Here is a 17,126-nt window from a genome sequence, read left to right as displayed (position 1 = left end):
GTCAACAGCTTTCGCGGCATAAACGCTTAGACTATTGTTTGATTAGCTACTGCTTTGATGACCGAGGTATTTTACACACAAATTTGGACTTGACTATTCCCCATCCACAATTGTGTTCTCTTATGATGATGAGTATGGTACCTATCGGTGGGATGAATACTGGTATAATGGCGGCGTGCCTGGATGGATAGAAAGAATGATTCTCGAGAGGAAAGCAACAGGTGTAACGCTTAAAATCAACGAAGATGATGATTATCTGACTGTAAACATCAATAAAAATGGTATTGTTGATGTGAACGAGATGGGTGTGATTTTTCACAAGATTGATTGCTCAGAGGATGAATATATTAATCGGTATCTTCTTTGCGGCAAATATCAGGATGAAGATGGCAACATTTATACATTCACTGAAAACTGCACCGCTGTATGGCCGGACAGAACATTCAGATACAGTTTCAGACTGTGCATGTTTTCGGATATGAATATGATAACCGTTGAAGATGGACCTGAAGAGAATTATGCATTTGAACACATTGATGACAAGCTTTATTTTTATCATTCATATGCGGACGTTATGGATTTCGTTGCAGAAGATGAACCTTTTCTTGTACTGGAGAAATATGAGGATTGATGCTTGAACGAAAAGTTCGGGTTGCTGAGGAAAACGGCAGTGTTGTTGGGGTTTATTGCCGGGGAAATTTGTGGCGGACGAAAGGGTGTTCATCATGGGGAAAGCCGTCACAGTTCTTGAATGTGAGCTGCATGATTAATGTGAAAGGTTTGAAAGAGTTATGAACGGCGAACTATACCAGATCTGTTGTCTTGCTTTAGCGGCAAAGAAGGCCCTTAAAGAGGGGAGCACTATTTCTTATGTTCCCGACAAATACATAAAAAGAATAGAGTTTCAGTTCCTGCCGGAAAAGAAACTGTTCCATGAGTCGGCGCCTAAAGCGGATAACGTAGGAAGCTGGTTTGAGCAATGCCTCAAAAGAGGATTGCAGGATGTCATGCTGTATGTTCCTGTTTCGGTAAAAGATCGTAATCTCTTAGGCTTTTCCAACATGTCACGAAGCTTGCTGGTCTGTTTTTTCAAAAACAGATCGCCAGGCTGCTTTACTCCCAGATGGGAATTTGATTCAGCCCAAAAAGTATGGCACGTGCTCTATACGGAATATGAATGGAAAGACCTACCGAAAGACAAACCGCGCTTTACGGATAATTCAAATGATTTTAAAGCTGTTTTGACCGAAATAGAAAAGCTTGCCCGGATGATTGCGTGTGATGGTTTTGCCGGGATATTTCAAAAAGCTTTTTCTGTTTTGGAAGGCGATCGGGATACGATAAAGAATCCCGTCTTGCCGCAAATCCCGGAGAAAAACAGGCGACTTTTTGAGGCTGCATGCATTGCGGATGTTTTTGGCGGAATGGGTTCCTGGAATGACAGCCCGCCCTATATGGCACACGAAAAAGGCTTGGATAATGAATATGAGAGATTATCAGGTGAACTTTTGACACAAATCCGCCTGGCCATACTGTATGCGGTTAATGAGTGGTAATAGGTACTGCAGTACATTATAAATAAGTATTTGGAAGGTACATAAATGAAAACGCTGAAAGAATCCAGATGGGCAGAAGTCATCATCTCACTTCAAAACAGTGATGGAAGCTGGGGTTTTTTTCATTCCCTGAGCTGTAATTTCAAGTGTTCATCAATAACAACCGAACAGGCATTAAGACGCCTTCAGATCCTGGGATTTACCATGGATGACGAGCCCATCCAAAAAGCCGTATCCTATATGCACAGCTGCCTTGCAGGAGAGAGGCAAATACCTGACAGAAGGGAAAAGCTGCATGATTGGGACCTCTTTACTTCATTGATGCTTTCAACATGGATTCGTCGATTCACATCAGATGATCCCTTGGCAAACCGCACAGCGGAGCGATGGGCTGAGGTTATAAGCAATGCGTTTTCAGACGGCACATATCACCACGACCGTTACGTCAAGGCTTATAAACAGGTATTCAAAAAAGCGCCCCGAGGGGGAAGATTTGTCGACTTTGTTTCCTTTTACACCGTTTCATTGCTCGCCGATTTCCTCGAAGCACCTTTGGAAGAGGCATTGTTCGATTACATCCTCAGCCATGATACAGGAATCTATTACATCTATGAACATTGCTTGCTGAACACGCCGGAGGTATTCAAATCGAAGCAGGCCAGCAGGTTTATCGGAGCTATTGAGCTTCTTTCGGAATACAAAAACCCCAGATGCAAGGCAAAGCTGAAGTATGTTGCAGATTGGCTTCTTCGCAACAGTGAACCGGATGGTACATGGGATATGGGCTCCGCTTCGAAGGATGGCATGTATTTTCCATTGTCTGATTCATGGCGGCTTGAGGAGACGAGGAAAAAAGACTGTACCTACAGGATATCCAGGCTGTTTGAGCGCCTGGGTGCTGAGCAATACGGCATTCAATCCTGATGCAGGGATGGTATAATATAGCATAAGTTTACTATCGTTTTACCAGCTTCACCGGCGAGCAGGGAGGCCTGTTATGGATCAGAACGTTATCGCGATTATATGGGATTTTGATAAAACCTTGATAGATGGCTATATGCAAAAGCCCATTTTTGAAGCATACCATGTTGATGAAAACGCATTTTGGCAGGAAGTCAACAGCCTGCCAATGGAATACAGAAAACAAGGGATTCGGGTAAATAGAGATACGATATACCTGAACCATTTCATAACCTGTGTTCAGCAGGGGATTTTTCCCGGGCTGAATAATGCCAGGCTGCGCGAGTTCGGAAGCCGGTTGAATTTTTATCCCGGTGTTCCTGAGATTTTCAGAGAACTGGAAGAAGCCGTCTCAAAAAATGAAAAGTATAAGCCCTTCAATATTGCTGTGGAGCATTATATTGTCAGCACAGGCCTGGCAGAGGTTATAAGAGGTTCCATCGTAAATGATTATGTTAGGGGAATATGGGGTTGTGAATTTATTGAGAAGCCCATTAAATCAGCTTTGGAAATACGGGAATATGAAAAAGATGCAGAGCCCTGCGAAAGCGTCATTTCGCAGATAGCTTATGCCATTGACAACACATCCAAGACGCGTGCAATATTTGAGATCAATAAAGGCTCAAACCTTTTTGAAGAAATCGACGTGAATTCCAGGATTGCGCCGGAAAACAGGAGAGTGCCCTTTGAGAACATGATCTATATCGCTGACGGGCCAAGCGATGTACCCGCCTTCTCAGTGATAAAATCAAACGGCGGCAAAACTTTTGCGGTATACCCCAAAGGGGACCAGGAAGCTTTCAAACAGGTTAACCAGCTCATTGCCGATGGAAGAATCGATATGTTGGGAGAAGCGGATTATTCCAAAGATACCACAACCTATCTGTGGCTGAAGAACCAGGTGTTATGCATCGCTGACCGCATCTATGAGAAAAAAAGGGAGCAAATATCAAAAAGCGCTTCCAAAGCGCCAAGGCATCTTTAAAGCAAAAAAAATAGGGCATGAGGTTGATTCAGGAGCCGTTTTGGATTAATACAGAACGCCTTTGTGAACGCACTGATTCAGTTCATGGCAAAATTTCTTGCAAATAAATAGGATGGAGGAAGTAATATGTGGTCAAAGGAAGAGTTTTATCGAGAAGTTGTACTTGTCAACAGGGAGCTCCTGAAGGATCCTGAAAACCTCAAATGCACTTGTCCCAAAGTAAAATGCGAGTGGCATGGCAAATGCCGGGAATGTGTGGCCTTGCACAGATATTACAAGGATCATGTGCCGAACTGCTTCCAGCAGTTTATTAACGACAAAATTAAGGCTATTGCCCAGATCGGCGAACTGAATGTGGTTGAAAAGGGAAAAACACCGCCCGAGTATTGGGATTATGTGCGTGAGCAAGACAAGAAAGGTAATGAATAAGACGGATTAAGGATGCCTTTTGAAAACATTCCAGAGAAACCGCAACCATCTGAGGCTGAAGAATCAGGTGAGGAGGATACGGTATGGAAAAAGAGGCATTGAGGGAGCAAATCCGGGCATTTATAGGGATAAAACCAGAATGGGATGTACCGGATTTCTGCGTGATGGATGAACAGGCGTGTGATGGGTATACAAGGCTTTTAATCTGCTACCCGGGCAGCGAGGATGATGATATCCCGGCGTATTTGCTGGTGCCGGAAGGAGAAGGTCCGTTCCCGGCAGTCTTGGTCCATCATCAGCATAATGGGGAAAGGCATTTGGGCAAAAGCGAGGTTTGCGGCCTTGCGGGCAATCCTCTTCAGGCCTTTGGAGTGGAATTGGTTAAAAGAGGCTTTATGGTGCTAGCCCCGGACTCCATATGTTTTGAAGACAGAAGGCCGCATATGAAAGGCATCGTTCCGGACGAAAAAAATGACTTTATGTACCATTTCAATGAAATGTGCTACCGTATCGTAAAGGGAAGCTCATTGATGAAAAAAGTCATAGATGATGCCAATATTGGGTTTAGCCTGTTAAAACAACATCCGAAGGCTGACAAACACCGGATCGGGGTTTTGGGCCATTCATACGGCGGAAATACGGTTCTTTTCCAGATGGCCTTGAACGAGGAAATCGCTTTTGGTTGTTCAAGCGGAGCTGCCTGTACATATAAGCGAAAAATGCAAGCAGGAACCGGAATAGAGATGGCGGAGGTCATTCCAGGCTTTTATCAGAAGTATGACATTACGGATTTGGTTAAATGCATGGCGCCACGTCCGATCTTGTTGGTTTCGGCAACAGAGGATAAGTATTCATCAGATGCGGATGAAATTGTATCGGAGGCCAGGCCGGTATTTGATCAGTATCATGCTGCAGATAAACTGGTTCACCTGAGATACCAGGGAGGGCATGCATTAACTGAAGAAAGATTTAAGCATATCCTTGATTGGCTCGCAGAAACCGCCAGTCGCATCTCTTAGAGGGGGTAAAATGATGTGCCATATACGCGCCGCCAGAAAACACGATGTGGATGAGCTGAACAGAATAGCCTGCGAATCTGAAGCCTATTGGGGCTATGATGAAAAGTTCATGGAAAGATTTAAAGAGGTTTACAGGATTACGGAAGATTTTATCTGTTCCAATCCAACTTTTATCCTGGTTGAGGGAAGCCATGTCATTGGCTTTTATGCGCTGATTGAGACCCATGAGGGGACAGAGCTCGAGTACTTTTATATTGATCCTCGTTTTATTGGAAAAGGCTACGGTAAGAAAATGTGGGAACGTTTAATCGATTACTGCCGGGAGGCTGGTGTTAAATCATTTTCACTTGTGACAAGCCCACAGGCCAAAGGGTTTTATGAGCGAATGGGTGCCGTAGTGGTCGGTGAGGTAGAATCGCTGTTGAGGGAAGGCCGCAGAATACCAAGATTAAGATATGAAATAACATAATGCATGCAGGTTTTTTATACCAATCATTAGGTAAAGAAAGAGAACTGGGTAGCCCTTATGGATACTTCGGATGCTTTGGCATTGGCTGCTGCAATCCTGAGCGTTGTTACAGCTGCACTTAATGCGGCATCTTTTATAGCATATGGCAGAAAGAGTATGGGAATAAGGATTAGACGATATCATGGAGCAAATCAAGAATGAGTATAAAGCAATTTCTGGTTTATAAAATGCTTAAAAGATGGGAAAAGAGAGATTTAAAAACTCTGGCAAAGCAAGAAATCCCTGATGGCATAAAGGAATTTTCTGGTATTCCATATGTCGACGATGGGCACAGAGGACATCTTTTGGATATCTATTATCCTGAAAATGCTGCCGGTAAATTGCCGTTAATCATCGATATCCATGGCGGAGGATTTCTCTATGGATACAAAGAATCACGCTGAGCGTCATAAAGAATTTTTGTGTCAAATGCAATAAATGTATTGATAACTGCATCAGAAAGTGCTGGGTTACATCAGACGGGTATCCGAAGCATGAAGGGGAGAATTGCGAGTTTTGCTTTAAATGCGTGCATCATTGCCCGAAAGAAGCTATAATATTATCCAATAAAATCAGGAAACGGCCTAAGCTCAATGAAAGTTTTTACAGGGGCCTGAAAGACGGCATACTGCAGCAGATGCGCGATACGCATTGAGAAATGAGGCTAAAAGATGTCCAGCCTGGAATTGGTTTTGGCAAACATAGCATTAAAAGAGGCATACCTGGCGTTTATTGCGGAATGTCGTGACGACATCATTGCGACGAACTTTGACGCTATGATTCCGCTTTCTGATACTCATACCGTTGAAGCAGACATTGAAAAACTGACGGATTTTCATCTTGGGAAAGGGCTTCCGGACAACTGGGTTCCTGGCAGCACTTACTGGTTGATTGAGGACAAGAACAGGATTATCGGCACGGTCAACATTCGGCACTGGTTGAATGAAGCCCTGATGTTCAGAGGAGGGCACATTTCCTACTATATACGGCCTTCTGAAAGAGGAAAGGGTTATGGAACCCGCATGCTGACCCTGGCATTGGAACGCTGCAGGGAAATGGGGCTGGAAAAGGTACTGATAACCTGCAAAAAGGATAATTCTCCTTCAGCAAAGATTATCCAAAAGCATGGCGGCGTGTTGGCTTCGGAAGGCGTGGATGGCCCGGATATCATACAAAGGTATTGGATTCAATTATAAGAAGGAGGATGGCGTTGCAGAAAAACCGTCTAGCGCCTGTCCTTTTGATAAGTTTATTAGTCATGATTGATCAGGCCGTTAAGATCATCATTTCCAGATGGTTTTTTGATCGGTGCTTTGGTCTTGTTGGAGATATGCTTCAATTTTCTCCCGTGCATAATACTGCCCTGTCCTGGGTGAACTCATCACTGAACCTGGGGATTGGCTTTATCCCGCATTTATTGCTCAACGCTTTTCTCGTGGTGATTGTGGTTCTGATCTAACAATATTGCAAAGGCAAATACGCTGTGGGCAAGGGCGCTGATGCCATATTCATCTTTTTTATCGCCGGTGCGCTTTGCTCACTGATTGACAAGATCTTCTGGCCCGGCAGTCTGGATTATATTTATCTGAAAGGCTTTTTCACTTTTGATCTGAAAGATGTTTATCTCACAACGTGCGAAGTATTACTGGTTGTTTTGGCTATAAAGTATCGGGAGGCATGGCATCAGGTAAAACTCAGGCAGGAAGCCAGGGATTTTGCCAGATATGTTTATACGAACGTATGCCGTGAAAAAGTACAAAAGATTCCTGGGCAGGGACATGAGTATGAATGAATGGAGTGAGGGCATGAAAGCTTGTGACATTCGAAGGAGTAGCAGGGAATGATGGTCAGGAAGGCTTCAATTGAGGATGTAATCCGCATTGCGGAAATCCATGTTACGGGATGGCGTTTTGCCTATCGGCAGATTATATCGGATGAATTTCTTTTTAAGGATATGCTCGTTCCCAAAAGGATTGACGCGTTTACCAGGGCCATGGAGGAACGTAAGGATGATATCTACGTATTCGAGGAAAACCACATCGTAAAAGCGTTTATGATCATTGGCCCGTGCAGGGATTCCGATAAGCCTTCATCTTTTGAGTTATGGGGGCTGTATGTGGATCCGTTCATGGTCAGGCAGGGCATAGGCTCCAGGCTGATGCAGTATTGTGAGCAAAGGGCACTGGAAGCTGGGTATAAAGAAGTTGTCCTGTGGGTGTTGGAAAACAACGCCATCGGCAGGAGCTTTTACGAAAAAATGGGCTATGTCTTCGATGGAACCAGGAAGTATCTTAATAAGTTTGGTGTATACGAGATCCGGTATCAGAAACTGTTAAGGTAAAATAAAGAGAAGGATCGGATGGTTGGAATGTATGAAGGTTGAGTACACGCACACGATTTCCGTGGAGGATTACAGCAAACTGCGGAAATCAGCCGGCTGGAGCTACAAGCTTTTTGGTTTTGATGAGAGGCCCAATGAGGAATTGGGAGCGGGTATGACGCAATGGATTTACGGAGAGCAGACGAATGAAACAACATGAAATGGGGTGCCGATAGCTTAATATCAAAAAGGTATTGCTCACGTGCGACAAGGATAATGTCGCATCGGCAAGGACCATCATCAAGAACGGTGGTATACTTGAGGATGAGATGCAAAACGGAGACAAAATCGCTCAGAGGTATTGGATCACGCTTGAATAACAGTATGCCTGAAAGGCATGGTTGGCAGAGATGTGAGGTTGCTCAATGGATCCCTATCGGTTGCTGAATGCTGTCATTTCACGATATGTCGATATACTCAGGGATAATCTCATCGGTATCTATCTGCATGGTTCTTTGACCATGGGCTGCTTTACGGAACGCAGTGATATCGATTTTCTGGTTGTTGTCAAAGATCCCCTAGACAATCCAACCAAACGGGCTCTGGCGGATGAGCTGCTGCAGCTTCAGGGATTGCCTGAAAAAGGCATCGAGATGAGCGTGATCCTGCAGCGGTATGCACAGAGTTTTCAGTACCCTACGCCATATGAACTCCATTATTCCGAAATGCTCAGGGAGAACTATATCCGCGACAAAGACTATATTTGCTGCGGTGATGGCGATAAGGATTTGGCGGCCCATATGACCGTCATCAGGCATCGGGGGATATGTCTGTATGGCAGGCAAATTAAAGAAGTTTTTGCCGATATCCCTAAAGGATGCTATATTGATTCGATTATCACTGATATCGGGGATGCAAGGGAGGGGATTTTGAAGAGTCCAGTTTATTACACGCTCAATCTTTGCCGCGTTTTATGCTACCTGAAGCATAACAGGGTGCTGTCAAAACTGGAGGGCGGCCTTTGGGGGATTGAGCAATTGCCAGAAAAGTTCCGACCTTTATTGGAAAACGCTGTTGGTGCCTACCGGGATCAACAGCACATTGCGGAATGGAATCATGATGAACTGATCGATTTTGCTCAGTTTATGATGAAGGAAATATACAGTTTGGTTGGCTCAGGACAAGGGGGAGAATGACATGGCCACATGGAATGAATTATTTCTGGATGAAAAAACATAGCGGTTATGCCGCAGCCGGAGATCTACAAATTTGCCAGGAAGGGTTGAGGAGGTTTTTCCGGGCGAAAGGCTCAGGTTCTGTGATTTTGCTGCGGGGCCGGAAGGCATGTCCTGCTCCTGGCATCCCTTGGGTATGAGGTCTACGGAAGCGATATTTCCGAAAATGGCATTGCAATCACCCAAAGAAAGCTGGCAGAAAATCATTTGAAGGCCCGGTTGGAGGTTGCGGACATGACCGAAAACCCTTTCGGTGAGATGAAGTTTCATGGCGTCTTTTCCAGGGATGCCCTGCACCATAACACATTAGACAATATTAAGAAGGCTGTTGGCATCATCCATGACCGGCTGGAAAGCAACAGACTCTTTCTTGTAAATTTGATGTCAATCAAATCCGGCAGCTATGGCAAAGGCACTTAGATAGAACCGGGCACTTTCATCAACGACAGCGGTCTGGAAGCCGGCGTACCCCACCATTACTTTGACGAGGCAGGCATAAGGGAGTTGTTCGCGGGCTGGAAGTTCCTGATTCTCTCTGAACAGGTGAACACCTATATCGAAACCGAGGCTGAGTTTATAAGACCAATCCGTTCCCCTATACCAAGTGGAACATCGTTGTGCAAAAGGTTTAAGCTATGAGCCGGACGCTGATTTTACCATGCAACGGCTTTCGCCATGCGATTCGACAAAAGTGGTACGGTAACGTATTTTGGCATGGCCTTGTGAAGAGAATCGCGAGGGAGGATTATAATGCCGTGGTGTCCAAAGTGCAAAGCAGCGTATGAGAAGGGATACAAGACTTGTGATGTTTGCGGTTCTGAACTTGTAGAGATAGAAGAAAAGGCTTTAGACTACGCAGCGTATCTTACAACGGCTGCAGATTCAATAGAGGCCGATCTTTTGGAATCCATGCTACGGGAATATCATATCCCCGTCATGAGAAAGTACCGGGGAAGCGGTGCATACCTGAATATCATCATGGGGAACACCTTCCTGGGAATTGATCTTTATGTGCCTGCGTCATCGCTTGAGGATGCCCGGAATTTAATCAGCCCTGGTTTGCAGGAAGAAAATGACGAAAATATGTGCGAAGTTCCTGAGCCTTCAGAAGATGCCGGCAATGCTGAAATAGTTGTAGATGAGAAAAACGAGTTGCCTGAGGATGAGAAACTGAGGGATGAAGAAACAGGTATACTGAAAAAAGGTGATGTACAATGAAGCTTCGTATAAACTCCTTGTATGTCTGTGTAAAAATATGAACAGGGCCATTCGTTTTTATGAAAAGTTCTTTGAACAGCCTGTTTCGATAAGGGATGATGTATTCAGTATCTTTATTGTTCATGGGTTCCGTTATTGCTTGTTTAATAACCAGGCTGTCAATGATCCTGTTACCTGGGGTGATAATTGTCTGCCAAGCATTGAGGTAGATGATATTCATGAAGCTTACAACAAGGTTAAAGAACTGGGTTGTCCAATTGTCTTTGAGTTGACGAGAATTGGGGACAATATGGTTTTTGAGTTTACTGATTCCGAGGGAAACGATATTGAAGTTTATGCAAAGGCGTCATGGGGATGAGCATATGAACCGATTGGTCGGGAAAATCGGAGCCCTGGTTACGGGTCTTGCCGTGTTGGCTTTTGCCGTATCCATGATTGTCGCTCTGTTTTATCCGTCGATATTTGCCAGCTGTTTTTCCAGCATCTTTATTGCTATCGGCTTTGTTCTCTTTATGTGTGCCATATATGCATTGAACAGCAATGAAGAGTACAGAGCGGCAGGTATGGCAGGCATTATTTTCGCGGCAATTTATGCCACCATCATCTTCCTGGTATATTATGCCGAATGCACGACAGTCAGGCTGAACGGCACCTTAAGTACCGAGGCATTGTCCATTATCAGCTTTGGCTATACAGGCAGCCTGTTTTTCAACTATGATCTTCTGGGCTATGCTTTCATGAGCCTTTCAACCTTTCTGGTTTCGTTTGCTGTACGTCCACAAAGCAAAAGCGACACGATTTTCAAATGGCTGCTCAGGATACACGGGGTGTTCTTTTTCTCATGCCTGATTGTGCCGTTGTTCCCCATCTTTACACGGGGTACCGACAGCATGATCGGTACGGTTGTGCTGGAGATATGGTGCGCTTATTTCCTGCCTGTGTGCATGCTTGGGTATAAATACTTCCGCCATCATGAGAACGGCAGATGATAACTGCGGGTTGCGGTGGTATTGTGGTAAATTGGAAAGTCGGGGTTCATTTAAGCAATCATGATGTATACTTGTATCAGACTGAAAGAAAGGCGCATGGAAAGCGGAGCAAAGTATCTTGGATAATACCCTGGCAGGCTGTTGGTTCCTGTATTGAGATATCTTGGGATGAATCCTGTCTATATTACCTGTGATGCGGATAATGTGGCTTCCAGGAAGAACATTGAGGCATTGGGTGCAGAATTTCTTGGTATCGAAAGGATTACGGAATCCTCGCCGTACTGTCCCTATTACCCGGAAAAAGCCAGAGTAAAGCTGAGGTACAGGTGGGAAGTCGGCAACAAAGAACAGGATGATAAACGGGAGGTACAAGATGGTTTTTCCGAAAATGATATTGTTTGATTACGGGCACACCCTGCTCCATGAGCCGGGTTTCAGCACCTTGCGCGGTGAAGAGGCGCTTTACCGGTATATTACCGTAAACAGGAACAACCTTTCTCCCGGAGAAATCCATGCGTTTTCATCCAAGATTTATGAAGAAGCCCGCGCCGCAAGGGATATGGGCTTTGAACTTTCGGAATGGCAATTGAGGAAGATGCTCAATGAATATCTCGGGATAGAGCTGTCCATATCCATGGAAGAAGCCGAAAGGATCTTCTGGGAGCATACTTCCTATGGCGATGTTATGCCGCAGGCCGATATCATGCTGGATTACATCAACGCGCAGGGCATTCGCAGCGCGGTCATCAGCAATATCAGCTTCTCCGGCAAGGTTCTGACAGAACGCATCAACCGCCTTCTTCCAAACAACAGGTTCGAATTCGTCATCGCTTCCAGCGATTATGGGTTCCGAAAACCCAACCCCTTGCTTTTTGAACTGGCGCTCCGCAGAGCCGGACTTGATGCGTCCGAGGTGTGGTTTTGCGGTGATAATGTGGTTGCTGATATCGAGGGTGCGGCAGGCGCAGGCATCTTTCCCGTCTGGTATGAGGATCTGACCCTTGAGAACCCCTGGACCAGGAAATACAAGGGGCTTCGCCCGACCTGCGAGCATTTGCATATCCATGAATGGCGCGAGCTGATCGAAATATTGGAAAGGTTAAAGCAATAAATCGGCAATCGCACAAGCGGTGTGATGCATCTACGCATGTCCAAAGGTATATACAAGAAACAGCAGGACGTTACGCCCTGCTGTTTAGAAGACTGGTTTGGGTTTGATTATTACTGATTCTGGTTGGTTACGTCTACCTGTGGATACTGGTTACCGGTGTAGGACTGGAATACCTTCTTAACAATATTACCACCAATGGTACCAGCCTGACGGGCTGTGATGTCGCCGTTGTAGCCCTGCTTCAGGTTAATACCGAGCTGGTTGGCAATCTCATACTTCATGTTCTGGAACTGAGTTCTGCTCTTGCTGTTAGTAGCCATTGTTTCACCTCCTCACCACTTATTATTGTTGGAATGGATGAAACTATGAGTAGAACGTTTTGGATATTTTCCAAAAAATGCTCATTCGGTTTTTTGCCCACATAAAGGTTTCAACGCACAGCCATAATTTATGCCGGCAAATATACGGAAACGTTTCTCCGGATTGATTCGGCAAGAAATCAAAAAGCGCAGGCGACGGCAACCTGTGAAAGGAATATTCCGATTGATTGAATCTCAAGCGCAACCATATAACGGATGCGCTTTTTTTATTCCAGGCATAACATCATCCTTTTGAGAGATATTAATGGTGTTCGGGATTCGATGCGAGAAAATTTTGACGGAGACAGGTGAGCCAGATGAGAAAGGATAAAATGCGCCATTATAAATTCCTGCTGGATCAGCACCGGGAAAACCGGGAAGAAATCATCGAAGACATGGAAGGATTACGCATGGGGGAGTATGACAGTTTCCACCTGGACGAACTGTCGGGCTATGACAACCATCCGGCCGAAATTGCGTCGGAGCTTTTTGATATAGAACATTACATGGCCTTGAAAAAACTTCAGATGGAAGAGGTGAAAAACATCGAACGCGCCGAAAGGAAAATAGAAGAAGGAACCTATGGCCTTTGTGAAAACTGCGGCAAGGAAATCGACAGAAGGCGGCTGGAATTGCTTCCGCAGGCACGCCTTTGCATCGACTGCGCCAGGAAAGAAGATGAAGAGATCATCAGCACCAAGGAACAGACCATGAAGCGAAGACCTGCTGAAGAACAGGTGCTCGACGCTGCCGAAATGAACCGGGACGGCGTGCGGAACGAGGCGCTGGATGATCTCATGCACTATGGCTCATCTACGGATATTGAATAACGTCCATTCTTTTTCAATGTCATTTTGCCGTACTTGAGCTTCATGTAGACATCCAGGCAAACGGGCAGGTATTTGATGTCCTGGTTGTTTTCGATGGCCACCTGATCCCCCTCGAATACGGGAACGCCGTTGACCAGGCGCAGGTTCATGGTGGCCTTTTTCGGTTTATCACTGACACGGCAAATGGCTCGTGTTGTGACTTCCTCCACATCCTGTGCCAAAGCGAACAGGTGAGTGCTGCCTTCAAAGGGATTGCCAAAGGCATCCACTTTCAGGCCGAAACAGATGACAGGGATGTTGAAATCGGTCACAAAACGTGCCAGATCCCATACATTATCACGGCTTAAGAACTGCGCTTCGTCAATAAGGACGATGCTCGGTGAGGCAGACTGCCCGGCTTCGACCGAAAGCCGGTTATACAGCCAGTCCTTATGGGGAAGAACGAGAAAATCGCATTTTCTCCTGATTTCGCCGTTTTCAAGCCGGCTGACAATATAATCGCCTTCCTTGGTATCGATATGGGGTTTCAGGCAGAGGATCTTCCTGCCGTTATTCTTCTCATAATCGTAGGCTATCTGAAGGAGCTGGGTGGATTTGCCGGCGTTCATCACCGCGTATCTGAAATAGAGCTTAGCCATGGTTTTTCTCCCGATCCTGATTGATGGCCGTATTACGGCTTTTATGACATACAATGAATTTCGACAATTTTATTATATGAGAACCCTGTGTGATATTCAATCATCCAATCAATGCATCCTGCGCATATTTACCTTGAATTGCCCGAAAAGCTGAAGTAAGCTATAATTGCCTTATCGTTAAAATTTATGGACGACGGGAGGAGTCGTTATGAAATTCAGGATTGTACATGCCAACATTAATGTCACGGACATCAATCGTTCTGTAGACTTTTACCAGAAGGCGCTGGGGCTTCATGAAGTCAGGCGTAAGGAGGCTGAAGACGGCAGCTTCATCCTTGTTTTCCTGGCTGATGATACCAACACCTTCCAGATCGAACTGACCTGGCTCAGGGATAAGGAAGGTCCCTATGACCTGGGCGATAACGAATCCCACATTGCCTTTGTTACCGATGATTTTGAAAAGGCGCATGCGCTTCACCAGGAGATGGGCTGCATATGCTATGAGAATGAAGCCATGGGAATCTACTTCATCGAGGATCCGGATGGGTACTGGCTGGAAATCATCCCCGAAAAACACTGATGACCCAATCGTCATCGACGAAATCATACGCTCAAAACGAAGAACCGTCCAGTTAAGCATATCTCCGGATGGCAGGCTCATCGTACGGGCGCCATACAGGATGTCCCTGAAATGGATTCATCAGTTCGTTGAGGACAACAGGGCGTGGATCGAGAAGCACAGGAAACGGGCGCTTGAGAGAAGGAAGATTGCCTTGCCAAGCGTATTCCGGGAAGGAGAATGCATCTATTTCCTGGGAAAAACGTATGAATTGCGGAGCTGGGATGGGGATGGCTTTCACCTCGGTAACGGCATGATGCTGTTTCCAAAAAAGCTTATGGGTGAATCCCTGACCTGCCTGGAGGGCTGGTACAGGAAAAGGGCGCGGGAATATATCTCAGAGCGGCTGAAGGCATATTCTGCCCGAACGGGAATCGGTTACCGGGCCTTCAGGATAACCTCGGCGCGCAGGCGATGGGGCTCCTGCAGTTCGAAGGACTCGCTGAACTTCACCTGGCGGTTGATTCGCGCCGCTCCGGAGGCTGTCGATTATGTGATCGTCCATGAGCTTTGTCATGTGGTTCACAAGAACCATTCGAAAAACTTTTGGTTGCTTGTGGAAAGCATAATGCCCGATTATCGGGTTCAAAGGCAATGGCTGAAGGAGAACCAGTTCCTGCTGGATGGGTAACTTCGCGTATAAAGGATGAAAAGAAAGCGCTGATGCGTATTTACGCCCGGCGCTTTACTTTTTTCTGAAATTCGCGTATAATTATGACCAAGTAATAATATCTTATCATATAAGTATGGTAATAATTTTATGGCGAAGTGGGGGAGCGCTATGAAAAACTATGTGACCGAATACACCCAGAATGGCAGGCGCATTATCAGGGGCGTGGGTCATTACCAGCCCAAACCGGTCAGCGACCTGAAGCAACTGGTAAAGAACTGCGCCAGGGAATACGGAAACAGGACAGGTTTCAAGTTCAAGAATACACAAGGCAAAATCGTGGAAAAAACCTATGTTGAGTTGGATCAGGAGATCGACAGGCTGGGAACCGCCCTGATTGCCAGAGGATTCAAAGGCAAACGCCTTGCCATCATCAGCGAAAACCGCTATGAATGGGGGCTCTGCTACTTTGCCATCATCAACGGCACTGGGATTGGTGTACCGCTGGATAAATACCTGCCGAAGGAAGAGATCGAGAACCTGGTAAAGCGCGGCAAGGTGGAAGCAATTTTCTACAGCCGGACTTACCACGACATGATGCGCGAGATTGCTGCAGCCAATGACCAGTTGAAACTGTACATCTGCATGGATGATATCGCATCCGATGAGACTGATGCCCGTTTTACAACCCTGCCCAGGCTGCTTGAGGAAGGACAACTCCTGCTGGCCCAGGGGAACCGTTCCTTTGTCGATGCCGAGATAGACCGAAACGCCATGTCCATCCTGCTATTCACATCAGGAACCACCAGCATGTCCAAGGGGGTTATGCTTTCCCATGCCAATATCGCGGCAAATGTGACCTCCATATCGGGCGTGTTCAAGCTGTATCCGGACGATGTTCATCTGTCCTTGCTCCCGCTGCACCATACCTTCGAGAATACGGTAGGCCTGATGTTCATGATGCATATGGGCGTATGCATTGCCTATTGTCAGGGCATCAAGTATATCGCGGACAATATCAGGGAATTCGGCGTATCCGTGATGGTTGCTGTTCCCGCTATTTTTGAAGCCATCTATGCCCGTTTACAGGATGGTATCAGGAAGGCGGGAAAGGAGGGACTGGTCAAGGCCATGACAAGGGTGTCCCGTCTCCTGAGAAAGGTGGGCATTGATGTACGGCGGGTCCTGTTCCGATCCATCCTTGAAAAACTGGGCCCAAGGCTTCGCATGGTTGTTTCGGGAGCAGCGCCCATTCCCAGCGAAATCATCAGAGGCTACGAGGATCTGGGTATCACCTTCCTGCAAGGCTACGGGCTGACTGAAACCTCTCCCGTGGTTTCAACATCCACCGAGTTCGTCAATGTTCCGGGAACCATAGGCTATCCTATTACGGATGTGGAGGTGACCATCGACTCACCCGACGAAAACGGCATGGGTGAGATTCTGGTCCGGGGTGAAAATGTGATGCTGGGATACTATGAGGCGCCGGAAGAAACCGAAAGCGCATTCACGCAGGACGGATGGTTCAGAACCGGCGACCTGGGTTTTGCTGACGAAAAAGGCCTGCTCACCATTACCGGCCGCGTCAAATCCATGATCGTTTTCACCAACGGTATAAATTGCAATATTAAATGCCGTGAAAAAATTGGTAAATCCATTGCTTACTGGAATAAATTCTATACATCATACCGCCATTTCTATGGCTGACCTATAACCAAACATTCTTCTTGGATATTCATT

At 46.0% G+C, this 17,126-nt stretch carries 25 protein-coding genes and 2 pseudogenes; 25 read left to right on the top strand and 2 right to left on the bottom strand.

Annotated features, from left to right (window positions below):
* The first annotated feature begins 196 nt into the window (after positions 1 to 196).
* From F3H12_RS11530 to F3H12_RS11440, 21 genes and pseudogenes are all read left to right on the top strand, one after another.
* Positions 197 to 631, top strand: a complete 435-nt coding sequence (locus tag F3H12_RS11530) for a hypothetical protein (RefSeq protein WP_149679469.1) — start codon at positions 197 to 199, stop codon at positions 629 to 631.
* Between the two features lie 160 nt (positions 632 to 791).
* Positions 792 to 1,556: a hypothetical protein gene (locus tag F3H12_RS13530; RefSeq protein WP_149679468.1), complete on the top strand. Its 765-nt coding sequence runs from the start codon at positions 792 to 794 to the stop codon at positions 1,554 to 1,556.
* A gap of 45 nt (positions 1,557 to 1,601) precedes the next feature.
* Entirely contained in the window at positions 1,602 to 2,480 is an 879-nt protein-coding gene (locus F3H12_RS11520; protein WP_149679467.1) for a prenyltransferase/squalene oxidase repeat-containing protein, read from the top strand.
* A 73-nt stretch (positions 2,481 to 2,553) separates the two neighbouring features.
* Positions 2,554 to 3,501, top strand: coding sequence for a haloacid dehalogenase-like hydrolase (locus tag F3H12_RS11515; protein WP_149679466.1), 948 nt, complete (start codon positions 2,554 to 2,556; stop codon positions 3,499 to 3,501).
* Between the two features lie 126 nt (positions 3,502 to 3,627).
* Positions 3,628 to 3,930: a hypothetical protein gene (locus F3H12_RS11510; RefSeq protein ID WP_149679465.1), complete on the top strand. Its 303-nt coding sequence runs from the start codon at positions 3,628 to 3,630 to the stop codon at positions 3,928 to 3,930.
* An 83-nt stretch (positions 3,931 to 4,013) separates the two neighbouring features.
* Complete coding sequence (locus tag F3H12_RS11505) at positions 4,014 to 4,949, top strand: alpha/beta hydrolase family protein (RefSeq protein ID WP_149679464.1); 936 nt, start codon at positions 4,014 to 4,016, stop codon at positions 4,947 to 4,949.
* Between the two features lie 13 nt (positions 4,950 to 4,962).
* Entirely contained in the window at positions 4,963 to 5,418 is a 456-nt protein-coding gene (locus F3H12_RS11500; protein WP_149679463.1) for a GNAT family N-acetyltransferase, read from the top strand.
* Positions 5,419 to 5,615: 197 nt separating this feature from the next.
* A complete protein-coding gene (locus F3H12_RS11495) occupies positions 5,616 to 5,861 on the top strand; it encodes a hypothetical protein (RefSeq protein ID WP_149679462.1) in 246 nt (81 codons plus the stop codon).
* Between the two features lie 267 nt (positions 5,862 to 6,128).
* On the top strand, positions 6,129 to 6,653 hold the full coding sequence (locus tag F3H12_RS11490) for a GNAT family N-acetyltransferase (RefSeq protein ID WP_149679461.1): 525 nt from the start codon (positions 6,129 to 6,131) through the stop codon (positions 6,651 to 6,653).
* 14 nt (positions 6,654 to 6,667) lie between these two features.
* A complete protein-coding gene (locus F3H12_RS11485) occupies positions 6,668 to 6,916 on the top strand; it encodes a hypothetical protein (protein WP_188118513.1) in 249 nt (82 codons plus the stop codon).
* 24 nt (positions 6,917 to 6,940) lie between these two features.
* The gene (locus F3H12_RS11480) at positions 6,941 to 7,249 is read left to right on the top strand and encodes a signal peptidase II (RefSeq protein ID WP_149679459.1); all 309 of its coding nucleotides are present in this window, start codon (positions 6,941 to 6,943) and stop codon (positions 7,247 to 7,249) included.
* A 48-nt stretch (positions 7,250 to 7,297) separates the two neighbouring features.
* On the top strand, positions 7,298 to 7,798 hold the full coding sequence (locus F3H12_RS11475; protein WP_149679458.1) for a GNAT family N-acetyltransferase: 501 nt from the start codon (positions 7,298 to 7,300) through the stop codon (positions 7,796 to 7,798).
* 22 nt (positions 7,799 to 7,820) lie between these two features.
* On the top strand, positions 7,821 to 7,997 hold the full coding sequence (locus F3H12_RS13290) for a hypothetical protein (protein ID WP_188118512.1): 177 nt from the start codon (positions 7,821 to 7,823) through the stop codon (positions 7,995 to 7,997).
* A 16-nt stretch (positions 7,998 to 8,013) separates the two neighbouring features.
* Positions 8,014 to 8,157 (top strand): annotated as a pseudogene (locus F3H12_RS13685) (GNAT family N-acetyltransferase); the annotation flags it as partial.
* 45 nt (positions 8,158 to 8,202) lie between these two features.
* A complete protein-coding gene (locus F3H12_RS11465; RefSeq protein WP_149679457.1) occupies positions 8,203 to 8,973 on the top strand; it encodes an aminoglycoside adenylyltransferase domain-containing protein in 771 nt (256 codons plus the stop codon).
* Positions 8,974 to 9,114: 141 nt separating this feature from the next.
* Positions 9,115 to 9,432 (top strand): annotated as a pseudogene (locus tag F3H12_RS13680) (class I SAM-dependent methyltransferase); the annotation flags it as partial.
* A gap of 330 nt (positions 9,433 to 9,762) precedes the next feature.
* Positions 9,763 to 10,230, top strand: coding sequence for a putative signal transducing protein (locus F3H12_RS11455; RefSeq protein ID WP_149679455.1), 468 nt, complete (start codon positions 9,763 to 9,765; stop codon positions 10,228 to 10,230).
* 37 nt (positions 10,231 to 10,267) lie between these two features.
* A complete protein-coding gene (locus F3H12_RS11450; protein ID WP_149679454.1) occupies positions 10,268 to 10,588 on the top strand; it encodes a VOC family protein in 321 nt (106 codons plus the stop codon).
* A gap of 4 nt (positions 10,589 to 10,592) precedes the next feature.
* Positions 10,593 to 11,219: a hypothetical protein gene (locus tag F3H12_RS11445; protein ID WP_149679453.1), complete on the top strand. Its 627-nt coding sequence runs from the start codon at positions 10,593 to 10,595 to the stop codon at positions 11,217 to 11,219.
* A gap of 168 nt (positions 11,220 to 11,387) precedes the next feature.
* Positions 11,388 to 11,621 carry a hypothetical protein gene (locus tag F3H12_RS13285; protein WP_188118511.1) on the top strand — a complete coding sequence of 78 codons (234 nt, stop codon included), beginning with the start codon at positions 11,388 to 11,390 and terminating at the stop codon, positions 11,619 to 11,621.
* Positions 11,593 to 12,330, top strand: a complete 738-nt coding sequence (locus F3H12_RS11440; protein WP_188118510.1) for an HAD family hydrolase — start codon at positions 11,593 to 11,595, stop codon at positions 12,328 to 12,330. Before F3H12_RS13285 ends, F3H12_RS11440 begins: the two co-directional genes overlap by 29 nt.
* A 110-nt stretch (positions 12,331 to 12,440) precedes the next feature.
* Here F3H12_RS11440 and F3H12_RS11435 read toward each other — a convergent pair whose 3' ends face one another.
* Positions 12,441 to 12,650: an alpha/beta-type small acid-soluble spore protein gene (locus F3H12_RS11435; protein WP_149679451.1), complete on the bottom strand. Its 210-nt coding sequence runs from the start codon at positions 12,648 to 12,650 to the stop codon at positions 12,441 to 12,443.
* 356 nt (positions 12,651 to 13,006) lie between these two features.
* Here F3H12_RS11435 and F3H12_RS11430 point away from each other — a divergent pair, with 356 nt between their 5' ends.
* Complete coding sequence (locus F3H12_RS11430) at positions 13,007 to 13,519, top strand: TraR/DksA C4-type zinc finger protein (protein WP_149679450.1); 513 nt, start codon at positions 13,007 to 13,009, stop codon at positions 13,517 to 13,519.
* Here F3H12_RS11430 and F3H12_RS11425 read toward each other — a convergent pair.
* Positions 13,492 to 14,157: a thymidine kinase gene (locus F3H12_RS11425; protein ID WP_149679449.1), complete on the bottom strand. Its 666-nt coding sequence runs from the start codon at positions 14,155 to 14,157 to the stop codon at positions 13,492 to 13,494. The genes F3H12_RS11430 and F3H12_RS11425 overlap by 28 nt on opposite strands.
* 208 nt (positions 14,158 to 14,365) lie before the next feature.
* Between F3H12_RS11425 and F3H12_RS11420 the strand changes: the two genes are divergently transcribed.
* From F3H12_RS11420 to F3H12_RS11410, 3 genes are all read left to right on the top strand, one after another.
* A complete protein-coding gene (locus tag F3H12_RS11420) occupies positions 14,366 to 14,737 on the top strand; it encodes a VOC family protein (protein ID WP_149679448.1) in 372 nt (123 codons plus the stop codon).
* Positions 14,700 to 15,407, top strand: coding sequence for a M48 family metallopeptidase (locus F3H12_RS11415; RefSeq protein WP_188118509.1), 708 nt, complete (start codon positions 14,700 to 14,702; stop codon positions 15,405 to 15,407). Before F3H12_RS11420 ends, F3H12_RS11415 begins: the two co-directional genes overlap by 38 nt.
* 150 nt (positions 15,408 to 15,557) lie before the next feature.
* Positions 15,558 to 17,093: an AMP-dependent synthetase/ligase gene (locus F3H12_RS11410; protein ID WP_149679446.1), complete on the top strand. Its 1,536-nt coding sequence runs from the start codon at positions 15,558 to 15,560 to the stop codon at positions 17,091 to 17,093.
* Positions 17,094 to 17,126 lie beyond the last annotated feature (33 nt).

Origin of the sequence: Thermoclostridium caenicola, from assembly GCF_900142095.1 — a bacterium.
In the GTDB taxonomy this organism is placed as follows: domain Bacteria; phylum Bacillota; class Clostridia; order DSM-8532; family DSM-8532; genus Thermoclostridium_A; species Thermoclostridium_A caenicola.
This window is presented reverse-complemented; position numbering and strand designations above follow the sequence as displayed.